We start from the raw sequence: 25,969 nt of genomic DNA on the forward strand, positions 1-25,969 counted from the left end.
TTGTATGTCTTTCTTTTGATAAGCTTTTTTGCAGGATATACAGCGATAACGGTTTTATGGACTATAAAAGACTCCCACCAGGTAAGTGAAACAAGTATTATTGCACAGATTTTATTTTGGGGAGCTGTCTTCGTCAAAATAAGCAATAACAATCTGTTTCTTTTTTTCAATCCTTTGAGCATGATAAAATGTACCAGATTTCTAATCTGACAATGTCTCTGGAGGGATACATTAACAGTATTCCTGGAGGTGTACATCATTGCGTAATGGAGCCGGAATTCTCCGTTGCCTATGTAAGCGATGGATTTACAAATATTACTGGTTATAGTATTGATGATATAAATTCCCTGTTTCATGGAAAATACATAGAAATCTGCTATGATGCTGATGACCGAAATATACTTAATTCTGCAATTAACCATATTTTAGCAAATATTTCATCCACAACCATTGTCTATAAAATACGGCATAAGGATGGGCATTCCATATGGGTATCTGAAACCATGAAAGCTGTTAAGGATTCCCTGGGAGCGACACATATATTTGCTGTGTTGACTGATATTACTTTGGAAAAGAACCAGGCTGATATTGACGGGCTTACCGGACTGCTAAATAAAAGAACCTTTTGTACCGCAGTAAAGGACTATTTATCCTCTCACCCTGATGAAACTATAGGTTTGTTTATGATTGATCTTGATAATTTTAAAACTGTAAATGATACTCTGGGACATCCTATAGGTGATACTGCACTTATCAAAACAGCAGAATTCCTGCGTTTTGCATTCTCCGAAAAGGACTGCCTGATTGGACGTGTCGGAGGTGACGAATTCATGATTCTTGTGAAAGATGTCATCTCTAAGGAAGAGCTTCATGAGCTGCAAAATAGCGTATATCAGGATTTCAAAATATTACTACCTGATATACCTCAAACACCCCCGCTTTCCGGAAGCATTGGATATGTTTTTGCCCACTGCTCTGAGAATTTCGAGGACATCTATCATAAAGCAGACCAGGCTATGTACCAGGAAAAGTCACGCAGGCATACTTAGTCAATAAATGAATAATTTCTTGTTGACAACCCAAAGGATTTATGTTATCCTATCAAAAGTTAGTTGTTGCTAATCAATTAAATACGAATGTGCATTGCGATAGCATATAAGGCCAGTTCGACCATTATTACTTAGCAATGCCTTTTTTATTTCATTAAGTTAGCTATAGCTAACTTAATTATATGGAGGTTCTTATGAGAAAATACTTATCGACTATATTCCTAACCCTGGCACTACTCCTGACATCCGTCTTTTCTTTGTTTATTGGTGTGATAGATGTCAGTATTCCCGACCTTGTATCTGGTAGTGCCAGACAGCTGGAGCTGCTTCTGATTTCCAGACTGCCACGTCTTCTTGCTATTCTTTGTACGGGAATCGGAATGAGCGTGGCCGGTCTTATTATGCAACAGCTGTGTATGAATAAATTCGTATCACCTACCACTGGTGCAACTATCTCATCTGCACAGCTTGGCATCCTTTTGGCATTGGTATTTATGCCATCCTCCACGCTTGTAAGCCGGGCAGTTTTTTCTGCTGTCTGTGCTGTAATTGGAACCTGGATCTTTATATGGTTTATCCAGCAGATTCATTTTAAAGACCCCGTTATGGTTCCTCTGGTAGGAATCATGTTCGGTAACGTAATAGGAGGAATTACCAGCTATATTGCATATAAGCACGAGATGACACAGGCACTCTCCAGCTGGCTGACAGGCAGCTTTTCCACCATACTGCGTGGAAGATATGAAATTGTATGGCTGACAGTTCCCCTGGTTATTCTTGCATTCCTTTTTGCCAATCACTTTAATATTGTTGGTATGGGAAGGGACTTCTCCCAAAATCTAGGGGTCAATTACAATCTGGTACTGTTTTTAGGTCTGACGATTGCTGCTATGATTACTGCTAGCATAGTCGTTGTTGTGGGAAGCATCTCTTATATTGGTCTGATTGTTCCTAACCTCATTTCCCTATTCAAGGGAGATAAAATTCGTGGAGCACTGATAGATACCGCTCTGTTTGGAGCCTTATTTGTACTGCTCTGCGATATAGCCGGCCGCATCATCATTATACCCTATGAGCTTCCAATTGAGCTGATTATCGGGATTATCGGAAGCCTTATTTTCATTATGCTGCTGATATACCGGTTAAATCATGGTCGAAAAGCAATCCACCGCTTTTCTTTTTTCAGAGCACAGAAGGGAGGAAGGTAGTGTGAGCAGGACTTCAAAAAAATTTATCCTTTTGTTTGTACTGACTTTGCTTGCTGTCATTCTCTACATGACCGTCAATGTCCGTTTTGACAAGCCAAAGCTTTTTGCTTATGCTATGGAGCTTCGCTCAGTAAAGATAACTGTTATGCTTCTTGTAGCCTTTGCAATCGGTGCTGCTTCTTTAGTGTTTCAGTCTATAATAAACAACACCATTGTAACCCCCTGCCTGCTTGGTATGAATTCTCTGTACAGCCTGATACATACTGCCGTAGCTTTTTTTCTAGGTACCGGAAGTATTCTTGTTCAAAATGAAAAACTTGCCTTTGCAGTGGATTTAGGTATTATGGGAAGTGCTGCCACCTTTATTTACAGCTACATGTTTAAAAAAACGAAATACAATGTTCTTTATGTCCTGCTGATTGGTACTGTATTGACTTCCTTCTTTTCTAGTATCCAAAGCTCTCTGGTCAGAGCCATGGATCCAAATGAATACGAAACCCTGTTGACTGCTTTGGTGGCGAGCTTTAACAACATAAATGAGGAAATCCTACTTTTTTCAGCCCTCCTGATGGCTGCCGTTGTCTTTGCTCTAAGAAAGGATCTGGCTGTTTTAGATGTCATTACATTGGGAAAGGATCAAGCCATCAATCTCGGTATTGATTACGATAAAGTCATCCGGCATCTGCTTTTAGGTGTTGTTTTGTTTATCTCCATTGCTACTGCTTTAGTAGGTCCTGTTTCCTTTCTGGGTCTGATTATCGCCAACCTGGCCCGTCAGATTTTTAAAACCTACAGACATAGCCAGCTGATTTTGGCTGCTTCCTTGATCGGTATGCTTTTACTGATTGCCGGACAGCTGATTGTAGAACAGTTTTATGCCTATGCCATTCCTATCAGTGTTTTTATCAGCACCGGCGGTGGCTTGTATTTCTTATATCTTTTATTTGCACAAAGAAGGAGGACAAAATAATATGCGTATTCAGGATTTATCCAAGTCCTATGACGGAAAAATTGTAGTTGATAGCGTCAATTTTGAAATTCCCAGAGGAAAGGTACTTTCTATGATTGGTCCAAACGGAGCTGGGAAATCAACTGTTATGGGGATGATTTCCCGCCTGATTGCAAGTGATGCTGGTCTGGTGGATTTTGATGGGAAATCCATACAGGCGTGGAAAAGCCGAGAGCTTTCCAAACGTCTTGCTATTTTGACGCAGACGAACAATATACAAATGAAGCTTACCGTCCGTGAGCTTGTCAATTTTGGACGTTTCCCTTACTCTGGAAACCGTTTGACTGCTGAAGACAATGAAATTATTGATCGCTCTATTGCCTATATGGAGCTAACCGGTATGCAGGATACGTTTATTGATGAGCTTTCCGGAGGTCAGCGGCAAAGGGCATACATCGCTATGGTTATTGCTCAGGACACAGACTATGTGCTTCTTGACGAACCAACAAATAACCTTGATATCTATCATTCTACAAATATGATGAAAATCGTACGCAGGCTCTGTGACGAGCTTGGAAAGACCGTAATTTTGGTGCTTCATGAAATTAATTATGCGGCCTTTTATTCTGATTACATCTGTGCCTTTGTAGATGGAAAGATAAAAAAATTTGGTACAGTGCAGGAGGTGATGACAAAGGAAAATCTGGCCCAAATTTACCATGTAGAATTTGAAATCATGAAAATTGAGGGAAAACCTCTTTCTATTTATTACTAAAAAGGAGACAATACCATGAAGAAATTTTTAACAATTCTATTAACTGGAGCTCTGGCTTTATCCTTAAGTGCATGCGGCAGCAAAACTGACACAGATACTACCGTATCTCCAACCAGTTCCTCTGAAGCAACACAGGTGACTTCAGAAGCCCAGGAAGTACCAGACACAGTTACTCTTGACACCTATAATGGTGCCGGTGAAAAAGCAGCAATTACCTTTCCTTTTCATCCAGAACGTCTGGCTGTTATGGATCTGGCTGCCTTAGATATTCTTGATACTATTGGCTGCGGCGATAAAGTCATAGGTGTTTCCAAGAGCACCTCCATCGATTATCTGCAAAAATATGTAACCAATGACGAGCTTTTCAATCTGGGTACAATCAAAGAAGTCAACATGGAAGCTCTTATGGAATGCGAGCCAGATGTCATTTTTATTGGCGGACGTCTTTCCCATATGTATGATGAGTTATCAAAAATCGCACCTGTATATATGGTGAAAACTGATATTGAAACAGGAGTTATCGAAAGCACCTTAAGAAATGCTCAAAACATTGCTTCTTTGTTTGGCCTCCAGGATAGTGTGGCTAATCTTATGAGCAACTATACTTCCCGTATAGAAGCTCTGAAAGCCTTTGCCAAAGGAAAAACTTCTATTGTTGGAATGGTCAATGCCGGAGGCTTTGGGCTGCTTGGTAATGATGGCCGCTGCTCCATCATCGGTAATGAAATTGGATTTGAAAATATCGGGATAGATGCCAGCATTGATACCTCTGCCCATGGTAACGAGGCTTCCTTTGAGTTTGTTGTAGATAAAAATCCTGATTATATTTTCGCAATGGACAGAGATGCTGCCATTGGAACAGAGGGTGCAAAGCTGGCTGCTGAGGTGTTAGATAACGAACTCATTAACATGACCAGTGCTGCTAAAAACGGTAATGTTATCGTTCTTGAGCATTCTAATATCTGGTATACCGCAGAAGGCGGCATTAAGGCTCTTGATATTATGCTTTCTGATTTAGAAAATACATTACTGAAATAAAAATGAGGGGCTGTTGGTAAATAGCGATTTTTAGTCCCTTTCCTTGCAAAATAGGAATCTCCTATAGGCTTCCGTGTTTTTCAACATCTGTTTTTCTATGGGAGATTCCTATTTCTTTTTATACAAAGTATTTTAGAGCACAAAAATCCCTTGGTCTTACATTTTGAAAGCACACGAGCTCCAGTTTTCTCTTGCTATTCCTCTGCTTTCTTCTTATAATAATTCTATTAATAACTGCAAAGGAGCTATCCCAATGACAAAAGAACCTTCCGGCACAATCCGCATGGCAGCACCATCTGATACTGAAATGCTGCTTGCCATCTATAATCCCTATATTACAGATACCACAATTACCTTTGAATATGAGCCTCTCCCCACAGAGGTCTTTCAAAAACGGTTGGAGACTGTTCTGGAGCATTTTCCCTGGCTGGTCTATGAAGAAAACGGTCAGATTCTTGGCTATGCCTATGCTTCCCCCTTCCATGAAAGAGCAGCCTACTCCTGGGACTGCGATTTGTCCATCTATTTAAGCCAGAACTGCCAGGGGCAGGGCATCGGCGAAAAGCTTCTATCTGCACTGGAGCTTCTTTTAAAGGAGCAGGGCTATTACAATATCTATTCTCTGATTACCGACCCAAATCCTTCCAGTGTTGCCTTTCATAAAAAGCACGGCTTTACAGAAGAAGGACTTCATCAAAACACTGGCTACAAATTTGGCCAATGGCTGGGAGTCCGCCTTATGGTAAAAAAAATCGGAGACTTTACAAAGTCCCCGACTCCAATCAAAAATATCCATGAAATACCTTATAAGGAGCTCTTAAAAGCCATTCCTTATGCTTCAAATAAATCGCCAGATAGATAGCGTTCTCCTCCATCCGTACAAATAACTACAATCCGTTTCTCTTTATTTTCCGGGCGGACTGCCAGACATACTGCGGCATGGATAGCCGCCCCGGAAGAAATGCCTAGTAAAAGACCCTCGGTTTTCGCAGCCTCTCTGGCTGCCTGATAGGCTTCCTCATCCTTTACCGCAATTACTTCATCAATTAAATTACGATTTAAATTCTTAGGAATAAATCCCGCACCAATTCCCTGAAGCTTATGTGGTCCTGGTTTTCCTCCTGACAAAACAGGCGAACCTGCCGGCTCTACTGCTACTATCTTAATCCCAGGATTCTTTTCCTTCAGCTTCGCTCCAGTGCCGGTAAGAGTACCTCCCGTTCCCACAGAAGCCACCAGAATATCCACCCTTCCATCCGTATCTCTCCAGATTTCCTCCGCTGTTGTCTCATAATGGGCCCTGGGATTGGCCGGATTTTCAAACTGCTGTACAATCACAGCATTTCCGTATTCCTTCTTTAATTCCTCTGCCTTCCTGATAGCTCCTGCCATCCCTTCTATCCCCGGTGTCAATACTACCTCTGCTCCCAGGGCTGCTACGATTTTTCTCCGCTCTATCGACATGGTCTCCGGCATCGTAAGCACCAGCTTAAGCCCCTTTAGCACAGCTACAAAAGCAAGGCCGATTCCTGTATTACCACTGGTCGGTTCAATCAGAACTGTGGCTTGATTAATAGCTCCGTTCCTTATCCCTTCCTCCACCATAAAAAGAGCAGCTCTGTCCTTGGCACTTCCCAAGGGATTAAAATATTCCAGCTTTGCCAGAATTTCTGCCTTTGCCCCATATTTTTTCCCATATCGTGAAAGCTCAAGCAGTGGCGTATTTCCTACCAGATCTGTTAATGCTTTTGCAATTTTCACCCCGTTTACCTCCATATCTCATTTTTCCTATTGTACCCCATTCCTCTCCACGGAGCAATAGTTAATTTTCCCCTCTTTTTTACCGATATAATAATATAGTGTAAAAGAAATGAGGTATTTTTATGGCTATCAATCACACACCACTGACTTCTGGTGCCTCTTCTTCCCAGAAATCAGCCTCCCAAACAGCCTCCAGGAGCATCGGCAGCATGAGCAATCCTGGAAGAACCACACCTGTAAGGGCTCTGTCTATCGGACAGACCATCCGTGGCGAGGTCACAGATTTAAGAAACCACCAGGCCACTATTACCATGGAGGATGGCACACAGGTAACAGCCCGGCTGGAAAATGCTTCCCAGCTTTCCATCGGAGATATTGCTTCCTTTGAAGTTCAGGATATGAACTCCTCAAGCATTATTCTGAAGCTGCTTCCAATGAGTAAGGGGCTGGTGGCTGGCAATGCTATTATGAAGGCTCTGGAGGAAGCAGGACTCCCCCGCAATGAAAAGAACATTGCCATTGTCCGGCAGCTGATTGACCATCAAATGCCAATTAACAAGCAGTCTATCCAGCTTCTTCTTCGACAGTCCTATCAATTCAAGGATGCTGACTTAGGTACACTGGTATTGATGAACCGTCATCATATTCCTGTGACGGAGGGCAATGTCTCCCAGTTCCAGGCTTACCAGAATCACGAGCATCCCATGCTTACCAAAATTGCCGATATGGCCCAGGAAATACCAGCCCTTTTGTCGGAGCTTACAAAGGAAAATCCTGGTGAGGTTCTTGCTCTTTTTGGAAAAGAGCTTTTGTCTATCCTTCCACAGAAGGTCTCTGCATATGGCCATAGCCCGGCTCTTCCAATAGATTTTCTATCTCCTGAGGAACGAGAGGCTCTTGCCAGCTTATTTCCGGAGGAGACCCTTCCAGAGGAAGCAAGAGAAATGCTTCTAAAGGGTTCTGCTTCTACCAGGGCCGTCCTTTCCCTGCTTCCCGAAGAAGCTCAGACCCATCCTCTGGCAGCCCTTTTATCAGAGCATCTGGCAGATTATCAGTCTGAAACCGGACAGCTGATATCCTTACTAACACCGGAGCAGCTGTCCGACTTTAGAGATCTGACAAAGGATTTCTCTCTGCCTCTTCCTCTAAAGTCGCAGATTGCCTCTGGAGAAGCCTCTGCCGGTGAAGTCCTGGCAGCTATCCGTGATGCCCTGTCATCTCTTTCCGGTCAGCAGGTTACTAAGCTCTTCCAGGCCCCTTCCTTTCAGGAGCTTTTACAACAGAATATTCTGTCCGGCTGGACGCTGAGCACAAAGGATCTTGTAAAAGAAAAATCCATAGAACGGCTCTACGAATCCATACAGAAGGATTTCGCTGCCCTGGAGCGGCTGCTTAAAGGTGCCCTGCCTGACAGTGAAGCTGCTGCCTCCGTAAGTGCAAAGGCCCAGAACCTACAGCAGAACATGGATTTTATGAATGTTTTAAATCAGTTCTTCCCTTATGTCCAGCTTCCACTGCAATTGAAAGAGCAGCTGACCCATGGAGATTTGTATGTTTTCACGAAAAAGAAAGATCTGGCAAAGAAAAAGGATTCTCTAAGCGTTCTTCTGCACCTGGATATGGAGCAGCTGGGGCCCCTGGATATCCATCTTTCCATGAACCGAAGTGAAATCTCCTCCACCTTTTATGTCGAAGACCGCTCGGTAGAACGGCTTCTTAAGACAAACATCGAGGAGCTTACGAAGGCTCTCAGCGAAAAGGGCTACCAGCTTACCTCCTCCTTCTCCATCCGGGAGCGTTCCCTAGATATCATTAAGGATTTCATAGAAAAGGATGGAGCTCCGGCAGGGATGAAACGCTACTCTTTTGATATCCGTGCTTAAATACTATTGTTTTTTGGCAATTTTCATGCTATAGTAGCAATAAATTCTTTATAGTGGGAGGCTCTTATGAATTTAGATAAAGATACAATAAAGAAACTTCGGGGACTGATTTTTTTTACCGTTTTTCTCCTGGCAGCTATGCTAAACCTGTCTTTCATCGGAACCGGAATCCGCACCCTGTTTAAGTTGATTTTTCCTTTTCTTTTGGGCGGCTGCATTGCCTTTATTTTAAATGTGCCAATGTCTGCCCTGGAAAATAAATTGTTTCACCAGATAAAATCAAAGGGACTGCGTCGAGGGCTTAGCCTTGTCAGTGCTCTTTTATTAGTTATTGGCATTATATTTATTGTCATGTTCCTTGTAATTCCTGAGCTGGGAACTACCTTCCTTTCCTTAAGCAAAAGTGTTCCTGTCTTTGTAGAAAGGCTTTTACTGAAGGCTGAACAGCTTTTCCACGAAAATCCGCAGATTGTTGAAAAGCTGCAGACCATCGAATTTAACTGGGAAGCCATTTTTAACGGTTTCCTTGGCTTTTTCAAAAACGGTGCCGGCAATTTTCTTGGCTCTACCGTCAACGTTGCCATGAATATCGTCAGCAGCGTGACCGCCTTTTTTATTGCCCTTGTTTTTTCCTTCTATATCCTTCTTCAAAAGGAAAAGCTGGGGCGACAGTCCAAAATGATTCTGGCAGCCTTTCTGCCGGATAAATATTATGAACGGATTTTAAAAATCGCCTCTCTCACTTACACTACCTTTGCAAGCTTTTTATCAGGCCAGTGTATTGAGGCTGTTATCCTGGGAAGTATGTTCTTTGTTACCATGAGCATTTTACGTTTCCCTTATGCCCTGTTAATCGGTGTCCTGATTGCCTTTACCGCCCTGATTCCGATTTTTGGTGCCTTTATCGGCTGCATTGTCGGCACCTTCCTCATTCTGATGGTTTCCCCAATGCAGGCATTATGGTTCATTGTTTTATTCAATGTTCTTCAACAGATTGAAGGAAATCTTATTTATCCAAAAGTCGTTGGCGGCTCTGTCGGCCTTCCATCCATGTGGGTCCTGGTAGCAGTTACCCTGGGTGCCAATACAATGGGTGTCGCTGGTATGCTGATTTTTATTCCTCTGACCTCAGTTATCTATGCACTGTTCAGAGAAACGGTGTATCAGAGACTTAAGGTACGAAAAAAAGACCCTGCAAAGCTTTAGATACTTCCTATCGAATAAAAAAGGGAATGCCTGAATACCAAGCGTTCCCCTTTTCTTTTTAACCTTCCTCACACCACTGCTTATACTCCTCCAGTCTTTGAATAAATCCGCTAAACTCCGGTACAGTAAAATCCAGTTCTTTATATCTGATAGGATATATAATACCTTTACTAATTAACTGTGCTCTTGTAGTAGATATAGAGCTTACATTTTTATGAAGATTTTTTGCTATATTTGAGATTGTGCATGGCAATTCCTGACATTTAACCATAGCAAATACAAATTTTTGATTGTTCCGCTGTTAATGAACTAATCTCTTTATATAAAAACAACCTCTCCGAATATGATTTTTCATCTGATAGCATCTTATATATTTTGGGCAATCCTGCTCCAATAACCATTACCGGATATCCTAATTAATTTGTACGATGCAAAGCTGCAATCAAAGAGCCAAGCTCCTTTGGCTTCATATACTGAATTTCATCAATAAATAAGCAAATTGGAGTCTCTGACTTGTATGCAGTTTCTCCATTTATTGTAAATACTTCTGTCAAGCTTTGAGTTAAATTAGTCGATTTATATATTTCTTTCTTCTACTTCTATATGTTTACAAAATATGTCCTTATCCTCTGCTATTTTCTGCAATTTATTTATAAGTACAGTTTTTCCAACACCTCTTAATCCACTGAAAATTATAGATTGTATTGGTATATTCATAGTAAGTGCATCAAACATCTGCTCAACATTTTCTATATCTTCCTCACGTCCAGCAAGATAAGTTGGCATTAATCCTGCACCAGGTCTATATGGATTAACTTTAAACATAAAATCACCTCTAACCACAGTATTACATATCGATGCGCTTTTGTCAACTTCTCTACGTGCTTTACCGCAATATAAATCTTTCTTCAAGCATTCCGATAAAATAGTAAATAATAAGTATATTAAAATCTCCGCATTTCTGGTAAAATAGTCTTAAATGTTGAAAGGAGGAATTTTATGTATCTGGTCGGCATTACCGCTCTTGGCGTTGGCGGTGCCACAGTATTTGGAGCCTTACTTGGATTCTTATTTAAGCGAATTCCACACAAATGGAACGATGCCATTCTCAGCTTTGCCGCGGGTATCATGCTGGCAGCCGCTGTTCTTGGACTGATTCTTCCTTCTTTGGAAGCTGGCGAAAAAAACGGTGTATGGATTACAGCTCTTGGCATCCTCTGCGGTGCTTTGTTTCTTAATTTTACAGACCGTTTCACTCCACATCTGCACAATATTGCCGGAATTGACAGAGAAACCCACGAAAATAACCAGTCCCTGGATAAGGTTCTTCTCTTCGTTATGGCAATTGCCATTCATAATCTGCCGGAAGGCCTGGCAGCGGGAGTTGGCTTTGGTGGAGGTGATGTGGGTAATGCAATTACCGTAGCCCTTGGTATCGCCCTGCAGAATATTCCAGAGGGTATGGTCATTATCTCACCTCTTCTTTTAAGCGGTGTCAGCAAGAAAAGAACACTTCTCATAGCCTCCTTTACTGGTGTTATTGAGATTATCGGAACCTTTATCGGCTTTTTCGCCGTAGCGGTTTCTACTTCCATACTGCCATTTGCCCTTGCCTTTGCAGGGGGCACCATGCTTTATGTCATCAGCGATGAGATGATTCCTGAAACCCACAGCCATTCCTATGAACGGATGGCAACCTATTCTCTGCTTTTGGGCTTCATCGTTATGATGATACTTGATTTCTATTTGGGATAATAAATAATTATATAAGGGGATGTAACTAATGTTATACGATTTTATTTTAGAAAATGGAAGGATTGTCGATGGAACCGGCGGAAAGCCTTATTTGGGTGATATCTGCGTCTCCAATGGAAAAATTGCTGCAGTTTTTCCAGCCGACTCCCTGGATGCCAATTCTGCCCTATCCAAAGCCAGCCAAGTCTATGATGTTCACGGAGCCTATATTACTCCTGGCTTCATTGATATCCACCGTCATGCAGATGTCAACCTGTTTACAAAGGATTTTGGCAAGCCAGAGCTTCATCAGGGTCTTACCACCATTATTAACGGCAACTGTGGTCTAAGTGTAGTACCCTGCCCTCCACAGTACAGAAATGATATCTATACCATGCTGCAGCCGGTCATTGGTGAGGTTCCTGCAGACAAGGAATTTTCTGACTTTGAAGAATACATGGGGCTGGTAAAAAAGCAGCCCCTTCCACTAAATGTGGGTATGGATATCGGCAACGGAACAGTCCGGGCTGCCGTCCGGGGCTACCGTCCGGGAAAGCTCACCAGGGAGGAAGTAAAAGAAGCCCAGGACTATATCCGAAGCTCCTTAAAAGCCGGTGCTCTGGCTGTAACCCTTGGTATCGTCTACTCACCGGAAAACTGCTATGATAAGGATGACTTTGTCGAGGTTTTAAAGCCTATGACCGAATTTGACGTTCCATTAGTCACCCATATCCGTGGGGAAGGTGATTTGTTCTTAGAGTCCCTTGAGGAGGTTATCTACATAGCAAAAAAACTCTCAGTTCACCTGCATGTCAGCCATTTTAAGTGTATCGGAAAACGCAACTGGGGCCATGTAACCAGGCAGGCCCGAGCTCTGTTAGATAAAGTAAGAAAGGAAGGACTCCCTGTCACCTGCGATGTCTATCCCTATACAGCAGGCTCTACCCAACTGATTCAAATTCTACCACCGGAATATATCGAAGGTGGTGCCCCAGGTATCGTTTCCAGGCTTAAGAACCCTGTACTTCGGAAAGAGCTTAGAGAAATCCTTTCCAAGCCTTCCGATACCTTTGAAAATCTGGTGTCCTCCATCGGCTGGGAAAATATCCGTATGAGTACGCTGACCTTACCGGAGCATGCACCTTACAGCGGAAAATCCATTACTGAGATTGCTAAAATGCAAGGGAAGGACCCCTTTGACTGTGCCTGCGATATGCTGATTGCCGAAGAATGCCGGATTTCCATGGTAGATTTCATCGTATCTGAAGAGGATATCCGAGAAAACCTTCAATATCCTTATAGTGCCATTATCTCCGATTCCGTTTATCCAACCGGAGGTGTATGGCATCCTCGGCTTTTTGCTGCCTTTCCAAAAGTCTTAAAGGAATATGTCCACGATGAGCCGGTTCTTACTATAGAAAATGCTATCCGCAAGATGACCGGCTTTCCGGCAGATATTTACCATCTGAAGGGCAAAGGCTACTTAAAAGAAGGCTTTGATGCTGATATCAACGTGTTTTCCCTGGAAAATATCAGTCCAAAAGCTACCTACGAAAATCCAAACCAGTTTTCCTCCGGTTTTGACTATATCTTTATTAATGGACAGCTGGTATTGAAGGATGACTGCCTGACAGATGCTTTAGCAGGACAAGTTATTTTAGCTTCTGACAAAGATAGCAAAGCTTATAATAGATTAACTCCCTGCTCCCTTGCGTACTCCACCACATCCGGCTTCCAGATAGAGGACTGCACCTCTCCGATGTGAGCTCTTCTCATAAAAAACATACAAATACGGGACTGTCCAATACCCCCGCCGATAGTATATGGAAGCTCTCCGTTAAGCAAGGCTTTCTGGAATGGAAGCTTTGCACGCTCCTCACAGCCTCTTTGCCTAAGCTGCCGCTCCAAAGTCTCTTCATCCACACGGATACCCATAGAAGAAAGCTCCAGAGCAATATCCAGCACTGGATAATAAACCAGAATATCGCCATTTAGATGCCAATCATCGTAGTCTGGCGCTCTGCCATCATGGGGCTCATCATTACTCAATACATCTCCTATCTGCATCAGAAAAACAGCTCCCCACTTTTTAGCGGCCTCATGCTCTCTCTCCTTAGAGCTAAGCCCTGGATAGGCATCCAAAAGCTCCTGAGTTGTTATAAAATGAATCTGCTCCGGCAGAATTTCATCAATAAAATCATATTTTTCTGCCATATATTTTTCTGTTTTCCGAAGAGCCAGGTACACACGCTCTACCACAATACGGAGGGTTTCCTCATTTCGCTCTTCCTTATGTATAATTTTTTCCCAGTCCCACTGATCCACATACAGAGAATGGATATTATCCGTATCCTCATCCCGCCGGATAGCACTCATATCCGTATAAAGGCCCTCTCCATAGGTAAATTCATATCGCTTCAAGGCCTGTCGCTTCCATTTTGCCAGAGAATGCACAATCTCTACTGGTGCATCCCCCTGCTCCTTAATTCCAAAGCTTACCGGCCGCTCCACACCATTCAGGTTATCATTTAAGCCGCTCTCCGGCCGTACAAACAGCGGTGCTGATACACGGGTTAAATTTAACGCCTTTGCCAGGGCACGCTCAAAAAAGTCCTTTACCTCCTTAATTGCAATCTCTGTATCCTTAATTGACTGAGGACTTTTGTATCCATCAGGGATATATAAACGCTCCATATTTCCAATTCCTTTCTTCTCAAAAAATTATTTGTTATTTTATTACTTTTCAGCTCTTTCCATAGCAAGCTTAAAATCTCTTTGATCGGTAAAGATTTCATTCTTATACGGGTTCTTCCTTTGTTCTATGGAACGCTTTACAATGAAAGCAAATACAATTACGTTAGCTGCCAATGCTATAATGGCAATAACCCCCTGCATTGTCGGATTAGCTGTAGTTGGTCTGACTGCTGCATCCATAAATCCATCTGCATAGACACTGGTAATCGTCGTAAATCGGCTTGCATCCTGGAACAGTGGAAATACCTGGGCAAACATACACCATAAAGCCAGAGTATTGGCCCGGTTCTGAATCCAGCCTCCTTTATTCCACAGGGCATTAGCAAAGGTTGGTGCCAGCAAAAGAGCGAGACCGCAGTACCACGCATGGGTCGGAAGGTTATTGTAGGTATATTCAAAGTTCCACAAATCGTAAGCAAGGATAAAGCACCAGGTCATATCCGGCCAGAGCATATCGTCCTGCTTTTTAGAAGAATAGATTCCCCACCAGCCGGTCATACACAGGATATTTAAGATACCTGCAATGCCATTAACCCAGTTCCACCAGCCGCCATAAAGCCAGACATTCTCAGAGGAGAGCCACCAACGGTCTCCGTACTCTGCCATTGCCATAGCACCACGGATGCCAGATTCAAAATCACTTACAACTGCAATCAGAATATTAATTGCAACAATTAAAAATGGGAATACCTTGAACCATTCAGTTTTTCCAATGCTCCACTTGTATTTAAGCATCATAAAGCCAATACAGCCTGCCGTTGCTGCATAAAGCTTTGCATAATGAAACCAGCTGTTCATATGGGTATAGGTAGGATTTGTAAGAGCCCATTCCCCACCATTAGAAGCACCTACATAGATTGCGACAAAATAGATAGTCAATGCCGCCGGTAGTATCAGAAAGCAGAAAATACCTCCCTTTTTCGTACGACGTGCAATTTCATTAGCAAGTACCAGCCCGGCAAAAACCATAAGCCATCCTAACAGCTGCCATCCAGCATTTTCACCATAAATCTGAAATAACATATTCTTTTTCTCTCCTTCATTAATTTTTATAACACCGTCTCCATTACCCAATCTCTTCTAAAAAGTCAAATGCCGTCAGTGCCAGCTTCATATCTGATATCGTCACTGCACAGGCACCATTTTTTAAACACTCCTCTATCTGCTCCCGGCTCCGTATCAATCCACCACTCATCATAGGCACATTTACCCTTTCCTTCAGTCCTGGTATAATAGAAGAAGCAAGCCCCGGAAGCACCTCCATATAATCCGGCTGTACGGTGCTACACAGGTTCAAGCCCTTTTCCAAGGATTTTGTATCAATCAGGAAAAGTCTTAAAATTGCAAGCTTTTTGTTTCTCTTTGCCGTCTCTACTACCTTTCCCTTTGTGGAGATTACACCATCTACCCGAAGCCTCTGACAGGCATATTCACAGCCGTACTCATCACCAGACAAGCCGTGTATCAGCTCCAGATGTACTAAAACCTTTTTTCCTTTTTTCTTTGCCATAGGCAGCATCTGCTCCATCAGGGAAATATGAAGGTTCATCAGCACACAATATTCCAGACTGCTTTCCAGAAACTTTTCAAAATCCTTCATATTGGTCACTGCCGGTACAATCCTCTGATTTATCATAGTTCCTCCTAACGGATACGCTCAGTCAAGCCCACCTTCTTCTGAACCTTGCGAAGAGTCTTATTGCTGAAATACTGGGCTTTTTCATCATTTTCCTTAATAACACGGTCAAGATATGCCTTGTCCTTTAATATTTCATCATAGCGGCTTTGAAGCGGTGCCAGAAGGTCAGCTACCGCAAAGCCTACTGCCAGCTTAAACTCACCATAGCCCTTACCATCAAATTCCTTTTCAATCTCCTTGCGGCTTTTTCCTGTCACTGCACTATAAATATCAATTAAGTTGCTGACTCCCGGCTTATCCTCATGGTAGACGATTTCTGCACCGGAATCTGTAACTGCACGCTTAAACTTACGGATAATTGTATCCTTATCATCCAAAAGATAAATAGTGGCATTTTCATTTTCATCTGACTTGGACATCTTTTTTGTTGGCTCCTGCAGGCTCATAATCCTTGCCCCCACCTTACCAATATAAGCCTCCGGCATCGTAAATACATCCCCATAAATATTATTGAAACGCTCTGCGATATCCCTGGTAATCTCCAAATGCTGCTTCTGGTCAGCTCCAATTGGAACTACATCCGTTTGATACAGCAAAATATCAGCAGCCATCAGCACCGGATAGGTGTAAAGGCCAGCATTTATGTTGTCTGCATGCTTTGCAGACTTATCCTTAAACTGGGTCATGCGGTTTAATTCACCCATATAGGTAAAGCAGCTTAATATCCAGCTAAGCTCTGCGTGACCAGACACATGGGACTGAAAATAGATACAGTTCTTCTCCGGGTCAAGACCTGCTGCTACATACAAAGCATATAAAGCCCTCGCCCTCTGGCGAAGCTCCGTCGGGTTCTGTCGCACCGTCAGAGAATGTAAATCCATAACTCCATAAAAGCACTCGTATTCATCGCTTAAATTTATCCAATTTTTTAAGGCTCCCAGATAATTTCCCAGGGTCAGCTTCCCTGTAGACTGCATACCGCTGTATAAAACCTTTTTATCATTTAACATAGCCTCTCCTCTTTTCCTCTTTTTTGAAGTTTCCCTATATTGCTATATAATACCATAATCTTAATTGCATTTCCAGTGGTTTTCCTGCATTTGTATTTTCATTTTTCCATTGCTTCTGCATATATTAATTAAAAAGAGCCGGAGGATATTATTTTGGACCAGCATAATATCGAAATGATAAAGGCAGCTCTGCCCTATATGAATTCCCGTGCCCAGAAATCCTTTGAAATTCTGGTCAAAACCGATGAACTCAGGAATACAATACAAAATTTAGATTCCAAAGAGCTTTCTGCCTGTGATGTAAAGCCTAATTCCATTGACATGGAAACCTTTCTTCTCCAAATGCGTTCCTTAAGCAACAAGCGAGAAAGTGAAATGATTGACAGTATGCTTCATTTCATCAAAATGCAAAAGCTCCTTACCGCTTATCGGAGCTTTATGAACAACAAACCGGAAAATGCAGATAATTTGATGGAATTTTTCCTGTCACAGATGGCTCCCGAGCAGAAAGCCAATTTTGAAAACATTAATATGATGTTCAATGCCATGAATAATTAAGGAGGATTGCTATGACAGATATGAGCTGGATACATAATCCAGAGCTAAAACGCCTAAGCCCACGTAAAATGGAGCTTGTAACAAAACTGGTAGAAGAAACTAACGGGAAAACACTTTCCCAGTCTATCCCTGTTCTTGTAAGTATTAACAAAACCCTGCAAACCGAAGGTCTTTCCTTTACCGAAGAGGAAAGTGCCTTGATTTTAGATATTCTGACCAGAGATATGACGCTAAAGGAAAAGCAGCAGGTCGAACAGATGAAGCAGATTATTATAAAACAAATTGCTAAAATCCAGAAATAAATTAGAAAGGAGCTTCCACACCAGTTATCGGTGCAGAAGCTCCTCTTTTAGTATAAATTATCTATTTTTCTTTTAATAATTCTACAACCCGCTTTGTCGACCTTCCATCAAAATATTGGTAGCTCTCTTTTTTAAAGCGGGAAAGCCTTTCATAATCATAGGAATGCTCTCTTATTTCTGCCAGTAGAAGCTCACAAAGCTCCCCTGTCGTATAAGCGATCGGACCTGGCATATCCTTTTTATAATCTACATAGGTGCCTCTTCCATCCTGCAGAAAATCGTCCAAATCATAAGCATAGAAATAAATAGGCTTATCCAGAATACAGTAATCAAAAATAACAGAAGAATAGTCTGTTATCAGAGCTGTACTCACCTCATACAGTGTATTAATGTCAGGAAAACGGCTTAAATTTACAAGACGGCTGCCAAAATTCTTTTGATATTGCTCCTCGTGGAAGGCCGCTGCTACAAAGGGATGAAGTCGAAGCCCTACTGCATATTCATCGGGAAGTCTCGTAAGTAATAGCTCCAAATCCAGCATAACCTGTGGCTTTTTTGCCTCCTTATCCCGAAAGGTAGGGGTGTATAAAAGAAGCTTCTTTTCTCTTAACGCAGGATACGCAGCATAAAACCCGGCTCTATTTTTCTCTCTTTGCTTTTCATCAAAAAGAGCATCTGTTCTTGGAAGCCCCAAGGCATAAATCTTTTCTGCCGGAATACCAAAGGCACTCTGATACAGCCATGCCATCCCTTGTGCATTGACAATCATATGGGTAATTGCCTCATTCGCCCTGGCCTCCAGCTTTTTTAAGCGTCCTGTATTATAGTCCTGACCGAATTTCTTAATCGTACCGGTTCCATGCCACAGCTGGATTACTTTTACTTCCTTTGGAAATCTGAGATAGGCCATCGGCAAAAAAACATTATCCTGCAGCACACAGCTAGCTGTAGCCAGGTGATAGCTCTTTCCAAAATAAAAGGATAATTTTTTTTCATCACCACGTTTCAGCCGTATAATCTCATAATCTTCTTCCCTGGAAAGCTCCTCCAGCACCATTCCGACATTACTTTCCTTACTGGAATCATGGGTCATAATTCCAAAAACCTTTTCTTCCTTCCGTTTACACATAAGAGTACATAACCAATAATTCCATGCAAAAAGAAGATATCCTATGGTTTTTAATTTTTCTTTCATTTTACCAAATCTTAGTTATCAATCAGCTTATTTTCATTATTCCAGCTGTAAAGCTTACGAAGCTCTGCACCAACCTCTTCTAACTGATGTCCTGCCTCTTTCCTTCTCATTGCGTTGAAATTCGGGCAGCCAACCTGATTCTCTAGCAGCCAGTTACGGGCAAATACACCCTCCTGGATATCCTTTAATACCTGCTTCATAGCCTTCTTGGTATCCTCGGTAATAATCTTTGGTCCGGTAATGTAATCACCATACTCTGCTGTATTGGAGATAGAATATCTCATGCCCTGGAAGCCACTCTGGAATATTAAATCTACGATAAGCTTCATCTCGTGAATACATTCAAAATAAGCACTTTCCGGCTCATAGCCTGCCTCAACTAAGGTCTCAAAGCCTGCCTTCATAAGAGCACACACACCACCGCATAAAACTGCCTGCTCACCAAAAAGATCTGTCTCTGTCTCCTCACGGAAGGTAGTCTGGAGAACTCCAGCTCTTGCGCCACCAATGGCCAGTGCATAAGCAAGTCCGATATCATGGGCATTACCAGTAGCATCCTGATGTACAGCGATAAGGCAAGGAACACCCTTACCCTCCTGATACTGGCTTCTTACCGTATGTCCAGGCCCCTTAGGGGCAATCATAACAACGTTAATGTCCTTCGGAGGAATAATCTGTCCAAAATGAATTGCGAAGCCATGAGCAAACATCAGAGTGTTGCCTGACTCCAGATTTGGAGCAATGGACTCGTTATACATCTTAGCCTGTTTCTCATCATTAATAAGAATCATAATAATATCAGCTCTTTTTGCTGCCTCTGCAGCTGTAAATACTTCAAAGCCCTGAGCCTCTGCCTTTGCCCAGGATTTACTTCCTTCATAAAGACCAATAATAACATGGGCACCGGATTCCTTTGCATTCAGTGCATGTGCATGTCCCTGGCTTCCATAGCCGATTACCGCAATTGTCTTTCCATCTAATAAAGACAGATTACAGTCTTCCTGATAATAAATTTTTGCCATTTTAAATCATCCTCCAATTTGTTTGTTAATCATCTATGTAGTCAGCTAAATCTCCGGCACCTCTGGTAAGTCCGGTGATACCAGTCCGTACCAGCTCCTTGATTTCAAAGCCGTCTAACAGCTTAATAAAGGCATCCAGCTTTGCCTGGTTTCCTGTCAGCTCTATCATCATGGACTCCATAGCTACATCCACAATCTTCGCCCGGAAAATATCAGCCACAGCAATAATAGCCTGGCGTTCATTCTGCCCTGCCAGCACCTTAACTAAAATCAGCTCTCTGCATACGCTTTCACCGTCTGCCAGCTCCTTGATTTCCCTGACATCCTCCAGCTTCGCCAGCTGCTTTCTAATCTGCTCTAAAATCTGCTCATCCCCAGTCACAGCTACCGTCATCCGGGAATACGCAGGATTCTCTGTCTCACTTACGGTAAGACTGTCAATATTATATCCACGGCGGCTGAAAAGACCGGATACCCGGCTCAGAACACCTGCCGTATTATCTACAAGAATTGATAGCACCATTCTCCTCATCGTAATTCCTCCATAAATTTAAAAGTTATTGTAGCAATATCAGTTTGTTTTGTCAATAGCTATTCTGCTGCCTCAAAAATAAACTTATTCATTGCCTCTACATTCCCAGGCAGATTCAGTACCAGCACCTTTTCCTTCCCTATCGTTTCCGGCGTATGTGCCTCATCTGTCGGTATACGAAACTGCTTGATTTCTGTTGTCCCCATCATCAGTACCGAAAACATATAAGAATAAATCTGTTCATTCGACAAATCTGTTACAATATTCGGCAGCATCTTTTCGGCCAACGTTTTAATTTCTCCCATAGACATACTCTTTACATCGGTAAACATGGACTGGATTACCGTCCGCTGCCTCTCTGTTCTCCTAAAGTCGGAGCGTCCTACCTGGCGAATCCGGGAATAAGCAAGAGCCTGGGCACCATTCATAATATTTTTCCCTGGCTTAAGTCCATTCTTTACCTTTGGATGCCGTTTATAGGCTTTTACCAGATACTCATATTCGGCCTGAGTCAGCTCAATTTCTACACCATCCATAGCATCAATAACCTCCTGAAAGGCCTTAAAATCTACAACGGCATAACCATCCAGCTTTAAGCCGAAATTTGCTGCAATCGTCTGATACAAAAGAGAGACCCCGCCATAGGAATAAGCAGCATTAAACTTATGGGTACCATGCCCCGGTATCTCAACCCACATATCCCGCATCAGAGAAGTAAGCTTTAGCTGCTTGTGCTTCATATCCAATGTCGCTATCATCACGGTATCTGAGCGTCCTGACTCAGACCAGCTTTCCCGCTTATCCGCTCCTACCAGTAAAATATTTACAATCTTATCGTCCGAGGTCAGATTTTCTTCTCCTGCTACTGCCTCCGACAAATTAATTGCAGACTTTCTATCCAGTTTATTCAGGGTACTGTCCAGCTCATACTGAACCCGGGCTACCCCTACACCCGCTATGATTGCTATTAAAAAGCTAAGTACCAGTAAAAATCGTTTCATCCTGTCTCCTATCTATATCAAAAGAAATACACCTATATTGCGAAGCAGTCCTGTTTTCCAGAAGCCATATTTTATAAGCAGATACCGTTTTTTTAAAAATCCGGCTGTTTTCATTGCCACAAAGGCTTCCAGGATAGTTTTATTTTTTCCGGAAAGCTCAGAAGCAAATATCTCTAAAAAAGCTTCGGCCTGCTCCTCAGTCTGCTTAAGTGCCAGCCGCTGTCTCCCAAGAGCAAAAAGCCTGTTGCTTACATAATTGGCAAAGCTTTTAATTCCTACCACATTTTTTTCATGCTGCCGGTATAGAAGGGTCGCTTCTGGAAGATAGGTAATCTCTCCAAGAGCTGCGGATATCAGCCCAATCCACCAGTCATGCATCCTTAAGCCCTCTGGCACGATAGAAAGCCTTTTTGCCATAGCCGCATTTATCATCATTGTACAACCAATCAGCTTATTTTCCATTAAAAGATGAGGCAGATCTGTTTTCGCCGTATCCAGGTGGCTGCTGCCGTGGAAGGATGGATGAATTTCTTCAAGCTCCTTATCCACCACCTTAGCATCGGTAAATACTGTTAAAGGCACCTTTGTTCCCTTCCTGCTTTCCAGCTCCTTCATTTTCTGCAGGGTTTTGGAAAGCTTGTCCGGAAGCCAGACATCATCCTGGTCACAAAACATGACATAAGGACTGTCTGCAATATAAGCCCCCTCCATAAAGTTACGAATAACGCCTTTATTTTTTTTATTAGCGAAAAAGCACACCTTATCCGTATATTCTAAAGACAGCCTCCTTAAAATATCCCGGGTACCGTCAGTAGAACCATCATCATACACATGAATAACAAAATCTTTAAATCCACCATTCAAAATAGACCTTATCTGTTCTTCAACATAGGCTTCGCCATTATAAGCGGCCATTATTATTGTTATTTCATTCAACTGCTTCACACTTTCTCTTTCCAGAACTTTTTATTCATACTAAGCCTCCGGCAAAGTGCCAGCGGAAGCCTTTCGTATGCTTTTCCCAGACGATAGCCGATATACTTACAGCCACTTTGGTATACAAGCTCTGGAATCAGGTAGGCCTTTCCCTGGGAAATCAGCCATTTTGCCGTATCCTTTACCAGACGGATGCCCTCTGACTCCGATCTTACACCATCAAAAATCTCCCGATACTGCCGCTGGGATACACCCAAATCAAAATTTCTCGTAAGCTGCTGCCAGCCAGTATAGCGATGGGAATGTTTCACCCGGCAGTCTGCTGCATAGGCTATCTTATAGCCTGCCTGTATCAGTCCCGCAGCAAAAATCATATCTTCATTAAAAATTGTCTTTGTCACAAAACCACCCTGCTTTTCATAAACCGCCCGGTCATAGGCTGCACATACATTTGAGCAGAAGTAGGTCTTAATCCCCAGGCTTTCTAAATCCTTTTCTGATTTTACCCTGGAAACATCCGGATAATTAAACTGTCTGGTATAACTCTCGATTACTCCGGTTTCCCTTCCACAGAGCTGCCGACCATAGACCGCTGCAATTCCATCCTCTTTTTCAAAGGCCTTCAGCATATTCCTGATAAGAAAAGCGTCGGTTGGCACTGCATCCTGGGTCATAAACATGATGTAGTCCGCAAAGGACATTAACGCCCCCTGGTTTCTCGTTCCACCATGGTCAAACTCCTCCGGTGTAAGCTCTGTTATCACTATATTCGGAAAGCTTCCATACCTTCGGCGAAGCTCCTCTGTATAGGGTTCTACTGCCGTATGCATTAAAAATATATGATCCGGTATTTTTTTCTGCTTCAGCATACGCTCCATCAAAATATGAAACTTTTCATCCGGCTTGTATACCGGAATAATCAAATCCAGCGTTTTCATCTTATCTCCATCCTACACACATCTCTATTCATGGTGTAAGAGCCGTTTTACCAGCTCTACTGCATCCTTGGCGTCTCGGGAATAACCATCCGCATGGATTTCCTCGGAAAATTCCTGGGTCGTCACAGCTCCGCCGATAATAATCTGAGCCCGTATATGCTCTTTCTTTGCCAGCTCTACTACCTTTTCCATCTGCATCATTGTCGTCGTCATCAAGGCGGACAGACCAATGACATCTGCATCTTCCTTTTTTGCAGCCTCTATAATCCGTTCAGCCGGCACATCCTTTCCCAGGTCAATAACCCGGTAGCCATAGTTTTTAAGCATCAAAACTACCAGATTCTTGCCTATATCATGGATATCACCCTCAACCGTTGCCATAATAATCGTAGCCTTTTTCTCTGTAGAAGCCCCAGCTGCTAAAAACGGCTCCAAATAGTCAATTGCCGTTTTCATAGTCTCTGCACTTCCAATCAGCTGCGGCAGAAAATATATCTGCTTGTCAAAAAGCCGCCCTGTCTCATTAATTGCCGGAATCAGTACCGAATCTACGATTTCCGAAGCTGTAAGCTTCTGCTCCAGCAAAAACTTTACATCTTCTATAATTTTCTCCCGGCGTCCCTTTAGTACATCCTGGTATGCCTGTTCACAGCTTACACCCTGAACAGCAATCCCTTCTGTCTTTGCAGCTTCCTTTTGCTCTACAGACTCTGCTATCTTATTGCTGGCCTCCATATCTACTACTCCTTCAATATAGTAGTCCGCAGCTCCCGGCTTATTTAACAGCAAATCTGCCGCCAACACCGTATTCATAAACAGTGCCTGGGAAGGGTTGGCAATCGCCATCGTAAGCCCGGAAAGCCTTGCAAAGGAGAAAAAGGCTGCATTTACAAACTGTCGCTTTGGAAGTCCAAAGGAAATATTGGATAAACCGCAAACTGTAGCTAAAGAAAGCTCCTCCTTACAATAGCGGATCGTATCAATTGCTTCAAAGCTTGCCTGCTTATTGGCACCCACGGTATTTACCAGTCCATCAACTACAATATCCTCTTTTGTAAGGCCGATTTCCAGAGCCTTGTCCATAATTGCGTGAATCATCTGCTTCTTTTCTTCCACTGATTTTGGAAGACCTTTTTCCGAAAGAGGCAGAAGAATGAACATAGCACCATATTTTTTCGCCATCGGAAGAAGCTTTTTTATTTTTTCTGTTTCCATGGAAATAGAATTAATCAAAGCTCGTCCCGGATAAAGCCGAAGGGCAGCTTCAATTACCTCAGGATAACTGGAATCAATAGAAAGCGGTACACTTCCATGACTGGTTAACGCATAAATACATTTTTCCATCATTTCCTTTTCATCAATTCCATTCATACCCATATTGACATCCAGAATCGCAGCACCAGCCGCCATCTGTTCCTCCGCCATAGAAAGCACCATATCCAGTTTCCCCTGCCTTAGCTCCTCCTGCAAGGCCTTCTTCCCGGTAGGATTAATTCGTTCTCCAATCACCAAAAAGCTTCCGTCAATATCAATATCCAAAACACTGCATTCGTTTGTCAGCACTCTTTTGTTTTTCTTTCTTGGAAGCACAGGCTTCTTTGTCTTAACCTGTGTGGCAAGACACGCAATATGCTCCGGTGTCGTTCCACAGCAGCCGCCGACGATAGAAGCTCCTGCTTCTACAAGCTCTGCTGCTGCCTCACCAAAGGCTTCGGCTTCCATGTCATACTGGGTCATGCCATTTACCAGTCTTGGAAGTCCAGCGTTTGGCTTTCCCAGTAACGGTATGCCAGCATAGTCTGCCATCCTTTTTACAACCTCGCAAAGCTTTTCCGGTCCATTGGAGCAATTAACACCTACGGCATCTGCCCCCATGGCTTCCATCACGACGGCTGCTGTCTCCGGGTCCGTACCATACAGTGTCCGCATATCCTCATTAAAGGTAAGACTTACCATTACAGGAAGATCACAGCATTCCTTTACTGCCAGAACAGCTGCCCGGCACTCCTGTAAGCTCATCATTGTCTCTACAACAAACAAATCCACTCCAGCTTCAACACAACAGGAAATCTGCTCCTTGTATACATCTACCAGTTCTTCAAAGGTAAGGTTCCCAAGCGGATACAGCTGCTCTCCTGTCATTGTCAGGTCTCCGGCAATATAAACCCTTCCATCACAGCAAGATGCAGCCTCCTTTGATAGTCCTACCAGCTCCTTATTAATAGACGCAATGTCTGCCTCCAATCCATACTCTTTAAGCTTAATCCGGTTGCTGGTAAAGGTTGGTGCATATAAAATATCAGTTCCTGCAGCAATATAAGCCTTCTGAAGCTCAATTAAGGCCTGGGGATTCTCCAAAATCCACTTTTCTGGACAGACTCCTACCGGCATCCCAGACTTCTGGAGATTTGAGCCGGTTGCTCCATCTAAAAGCACAATTTTTTTCTCTATCAGTTCTCTAAATTCCTGTCTGGTCATC

The 25,969-nt window shown here is 42.8% G+C and carries 25 protein-coding genes; 12 read left to right on the plus strand and 13 right to left on the minus strand.

From position 1 onward, the window contains the following. The first annotated feature begins 188 nt into the window (after nucleotides 1–188). The 6 genes from ASU35_RS04650 to ASU35_RS04675 all read left to right on the plus strand — a co-directional run bounded on the left by ASU35_RS04650 (nucleotide 189) and on the right by ASU35_RS04675 (nucleotide 5,881). Nucleotides 189–1,049 carry a sensor domain-containing diguanylate cyclase gene (locus ASU35_RS04650; protein ID WP_058351892.1) on the plus strand — a complete coding sequence of 287 codons (861 nt, stop codon included), beginning with the start codon at nucleotides 189–191 and terminating at the stop codon, nucleotides 1,047–1,049. 194 nt (nucleotides 1,050–1,243) lie between these two features. After that, nucleotides 1,244–2,257 (plus strand): ABC transporter permease, encoded by a 1,014-nt coding sequence (locus ASU35_RS04655; RefSeq protein ID WP_058351893.1) that lies wholly within the window; start codon nucleotides 1,244–1,246, stop codon nucleotides 2,255–2,257. A 1-nt stretch (nucleotide 2,258) separates the two neighbouring features. Further along, nucleotides 2,259–3,227 (plus strand): iron chelate uptake ABC transporter family permease subunit, encoded by a 969-nt coding sequence (locus ASU35_RS04660; protein WP_058351894.1) that lies wholly within the window; start codon nucleotides 2,259–2,261, stop codon nucleotides 3,225–3,227. A 1-nt stretch (nucleotide 3,228) separates the two neighbouring features. Next, nucleotides 3,229–3,981, plus strand: coding sequence for an iron ABC transporter ATP-binding protein (locus ASU35_RS04665; RefSeq protein WP_058351895.1), 753 nt, complete (start codon nucleotides 3,229–3,231; stop codon nucleotides 3,979–3,981). A 15-nt stretch (nucleotides 3,982–3,996) separates the two neighbouring features. Further along, nucleotides 3,997–5,019 carry a siderophore ABC transporter substrate-binding protein gene (locus ASU35_RS04670; protein WP_058351896.1) on the plus strand — a complete coding sequence of 341 codons (1,023 nt, stop codon included), beginning with the start codon at nucleotides 3,997–3,999 and terminating at the stop codon, nucleotides 5,017–5,019. A gap of 253 nt (nucleotides 5,020–5,272) precedes the next feature. Further along, complete coding sequence (locus ASU35_RS04675; protein WP_058351897.1) at nucleotides 5,273–5,881, plus strand: GNAT family N-acetyltransferase; 609 nt, start codon at nucleotides 5,273–5,275, stop codon at nucleotides 5,879–5,881. Here ASU35_RS04675 and cysK read toward each other — a convergent pair. Further along, nucleotides 5,851–6,780 (minus strand): cysteine synthase A, encoded by a 930-nt coding sequence (gene cysK, locus ASU35_RS04680; protein WP_187142659.1) that lies wholly within the window; start codon nucleotides 6,778–6,780, stop codon nucleotides 5,851–5,853. The genes ASU35_RS04675 and cysK overlap by 31 nt on opposite strands. A 122-nt stretch (nucleotides 6,781–6,902) precedes the next feature. Here cysK and fliK point away from each other — a divergent pair, with 122 nt between their 5' ends. Beyond that, nucleotides 6,903–8,663, plus strand: a complete 1,761-nt coding sequence (gene fliK, locus ASU35_RS04685; protein ID WP_058351899.1) for a flagellar hook-length control protein FliK — start codon at nucleotides 6,903–6,905, stop codon at nucleotides 8,661–8,663. A gap of 66 nt (nucleotides 8,664–8,729) precedes the next feature. Further along, a complete protein-coding gene (locus tag ASU35_RS04690; RefSeq protein WP_058351900.1) occupies nucleotides 8,730–9,869 on the plus strand; it encodes an AI-2E family transporter in 1,140 nt (379 codons plus the stop codon). A 576-nt stretch (nucleotides 9,870–10,445) separates the two neighbouring features. Here ASU35_RS04690 and ASU35_RS20080 read toward each other — a convergent pair. Further along, entirely contained in the window at nucleotides 10,446–10,694 is a 249-nt protein-coding gene (locus ASU35_RS20080) for an ATP-binding protein (protein WP_242861200.1), read from the minus strand. 174 nt (nucleotides 10,695–10,868) lie between these two features. Between ASU35_RS20080 and ASU35_RS04700 the strand changes: the two genes are divergently transcribed. Together ASU35_RS04700 and ASU35_RS04705 are read left to right on the plus strand one after the other, a co-directional pair. Next, entirely contained in the window at nucleotides 10,869–11,624 is a 756-nt protein-coding gene (locus ASU35_RS04700; RefSeq protein WP_058351901.1) for a ZIP family metal transporter, read from the plus strand. A gap of 28 nt (nucleotides 11,625–11,652) precedes the next feature. Continuing rightward, nucleotides 11,653–13,368, plus strand: a complete 1,716-nt coding sequence (locus ASU35_RS04705) for an N-acyl-D-amino-acid deacylase family protein (protein ID WP_058351902.1) — start codon at nucleotides 11,653–11,655, stop codon at nucleotides 13,366–13,368. Here the strand turns inward: ASU35_RS04705 and asnA are convergent. Genes asnA through trpS form a run of 4 tightly spaced genes read right to left on the minus strand, consistent with a single transcriptional unit; the run spans nucleotide 13,287 to nucleotide 17,006 of the window. After that, entirely contained in the window at nucleotides 13,287–14,297 is a 1,011-nt protein-coding gene (asnA, locus tag ASU35_RS04710) for an aspartate--ammonia ligase (RefSeq protein ID WP_058351903.1), read from the minus strand. The genes ASU35_RS04705 and asnA overlap by 82 nt on opposite strands. Nucleotides 14,298–14,339: 42 nt before the next feature. After that, nucleotides 14,340–15,380 carry a DUF5692 family protein gene (locus tag ASU35_RS04715; protein WP_058351936.1) on the minus strand — a complete coding sequence of 347 codons (1,041 nt, stop codon included), beginning with the start codon at nucleotides 15,378–15,380 and terminating at the stop codon, nucleotides 14,340–14,342. Between the two features lie 43 nt (nucleotides 15,381–15,423). Beyond that, on the minus strand, nucleotides 15,424–15,993 hold the full coding sequence (locus ASU35_RS04720) for a glycerol-3-phosphate responsive antiterminator (protein ID WP_058351904.1): 570 nt from the start codon (nucleotides 15,991–15,993) through the stop codon (nucleotides 15,424–15,426). An 8-nt stretch (nucleotides 15,994–16,001) separates the two neighbouring features. Continuing rightward, complete coding sequence (gene trpS, locus ASU35_RS04725) at nucleotides 16,002–17,006, minus strand: tryptophan--tRNA ligase (protein WP_058351905.1); 1,005 nt, start codon at nucleotides 17,004–17,006, stop codon at nucleotides 16,002–16,004. 153 nt (nucleotides 17,007–17,159) lie between these two features. On the opposite strand from trpS, the gene ASU35_RS04730 reads away from it, so the two are divergent. Beyond that, entirely contained in the window at nucleotides 17,160–17,564 is a 405-nt protein-coding gene (locus ASU35_RS04730; protein WP_058351906.1) for a hypothetical protein, read from the plus strand. A gap of 11 nt (nucleotides 17,565–17,575) precedes the next feature. Continuing rightward, a complete protein-coding gene (locus ASU35_RS04735; protein ID WP_058351907.1) occupies nucleotides 17,576–17,866 on the plus strand; it encodes a hypothetical protein in 291 nt (96 codons plus the stop codon). A 61-nt stretch (nucleotides 17,867–17,927) separates the two neighbouring features. On the opposite strand, the gene ASU35_RS04740 is transcribed toward ASU35_RS04735, so the two are convergent. From ASU35_RS04740 to ASU35_RS04770, 7 genes are read right to left on the minus strand one after another with little or no spacing between them, the layout of a single operon-like run. Continuing rightward, nucleotides 17,928–19,061 carry a CDP-glycerol glycerophosphotransferase family protein gene (locus ASU35_RS04740; RefSeq protein WP_058351908.1) on the minus strand — a complete coding sequence of 378 codons (1,134 nt, stop codon included), beginning with the start codon at nucleotides 19,059–19,061 and terminating at the stop codon, nucleotides 17,928–17,930. A gap of 11 nt (nucleotides 19,062–19,072) precedes the next feature. Continuing rightward, nucleotides 19,073–20,083, minus strand: coding sequence for a ketol-acid reductoisomerase (gene ilvC / locus ASU35_RS04745; RefSeq protein ID WP_058351909.1), 1,011 nt, complete (start codon nucleotides 20,081–20,083; stop codon nucleotides 19,073–19,075). 25 nt (nucleotides 20,084–20,108) lie between these two features. Continuing rightward, on the minus strand, nucleotides 20,109–20,615 hold the full coding sequence (ilvN, locus tag ASU35_RS04750) for an acetolactate synthase small subunit (protein WP_058351910.1): 507 nt from the start codon (nucleotides 20,613–20,615) through the stop codon (nucleotides 20,109–20,111). Nucleotides 20,616–20,674: 59 nt separating this feature from the next. Then, nucleotides 20,675–21,616, minus strand: coding sequence for an LCP family protein (locus tag ASU35_RS04755; RefSeq protein WP_058351911.1), 942 nt, complete (start codon nucleotides 21,614–21,616; stop codon nucleotides 20,675–20,677). 12 nt (nucleotides 21,617–21,628) lie between these two features. Then, entirely contained in the window at nucleotides 21,629–22,561 is a 933-nt protein-coding gene (locus ASU35_RS04760; RefSeq protein ID WP_058351912.1) for a glycosyltransferase family 2 protein, read from the minus strand. After that, on the minus strand, nucleotides 22,558–23,490 hold the full coding sequence (locus tag ASU35_RS04765) for a glycosyltransferase family 2 protein (protein WP_058351913.1): 933 nt from the start codon (nucleotides 23,488–23,490) through the stop codon (nucleotides 22,558–22,560). The genes ASU35_RS04760 and ASU35_RS04765 overlap by 4 nt, the downstream gene beginning before the upstream one ends. Before the next feature lie 24 nt (nucleotides 23,491–23,514). After that, entirely contained in the window at nucleotides 23,515–25,968 is a 2,454-nt protein-coding gene (locus ASU35_RS04770; protein ID WP_058351914.1) for a homocysteine S-methyltransferase family protein, read from the minus strand. Nucleotide 25,969: the final 1 nt, after the last annotated feature.

This window comes from Acetivibrio ethanolgignens (assembly GCF_001461035.1).
GTDB classification, from domain to species: Bacteria; Bacillota; Clostridia; order Lachnospirales; family Lachnospiraceae; genus Velocimicrobium; species Velocimicrobium ethanolgignens.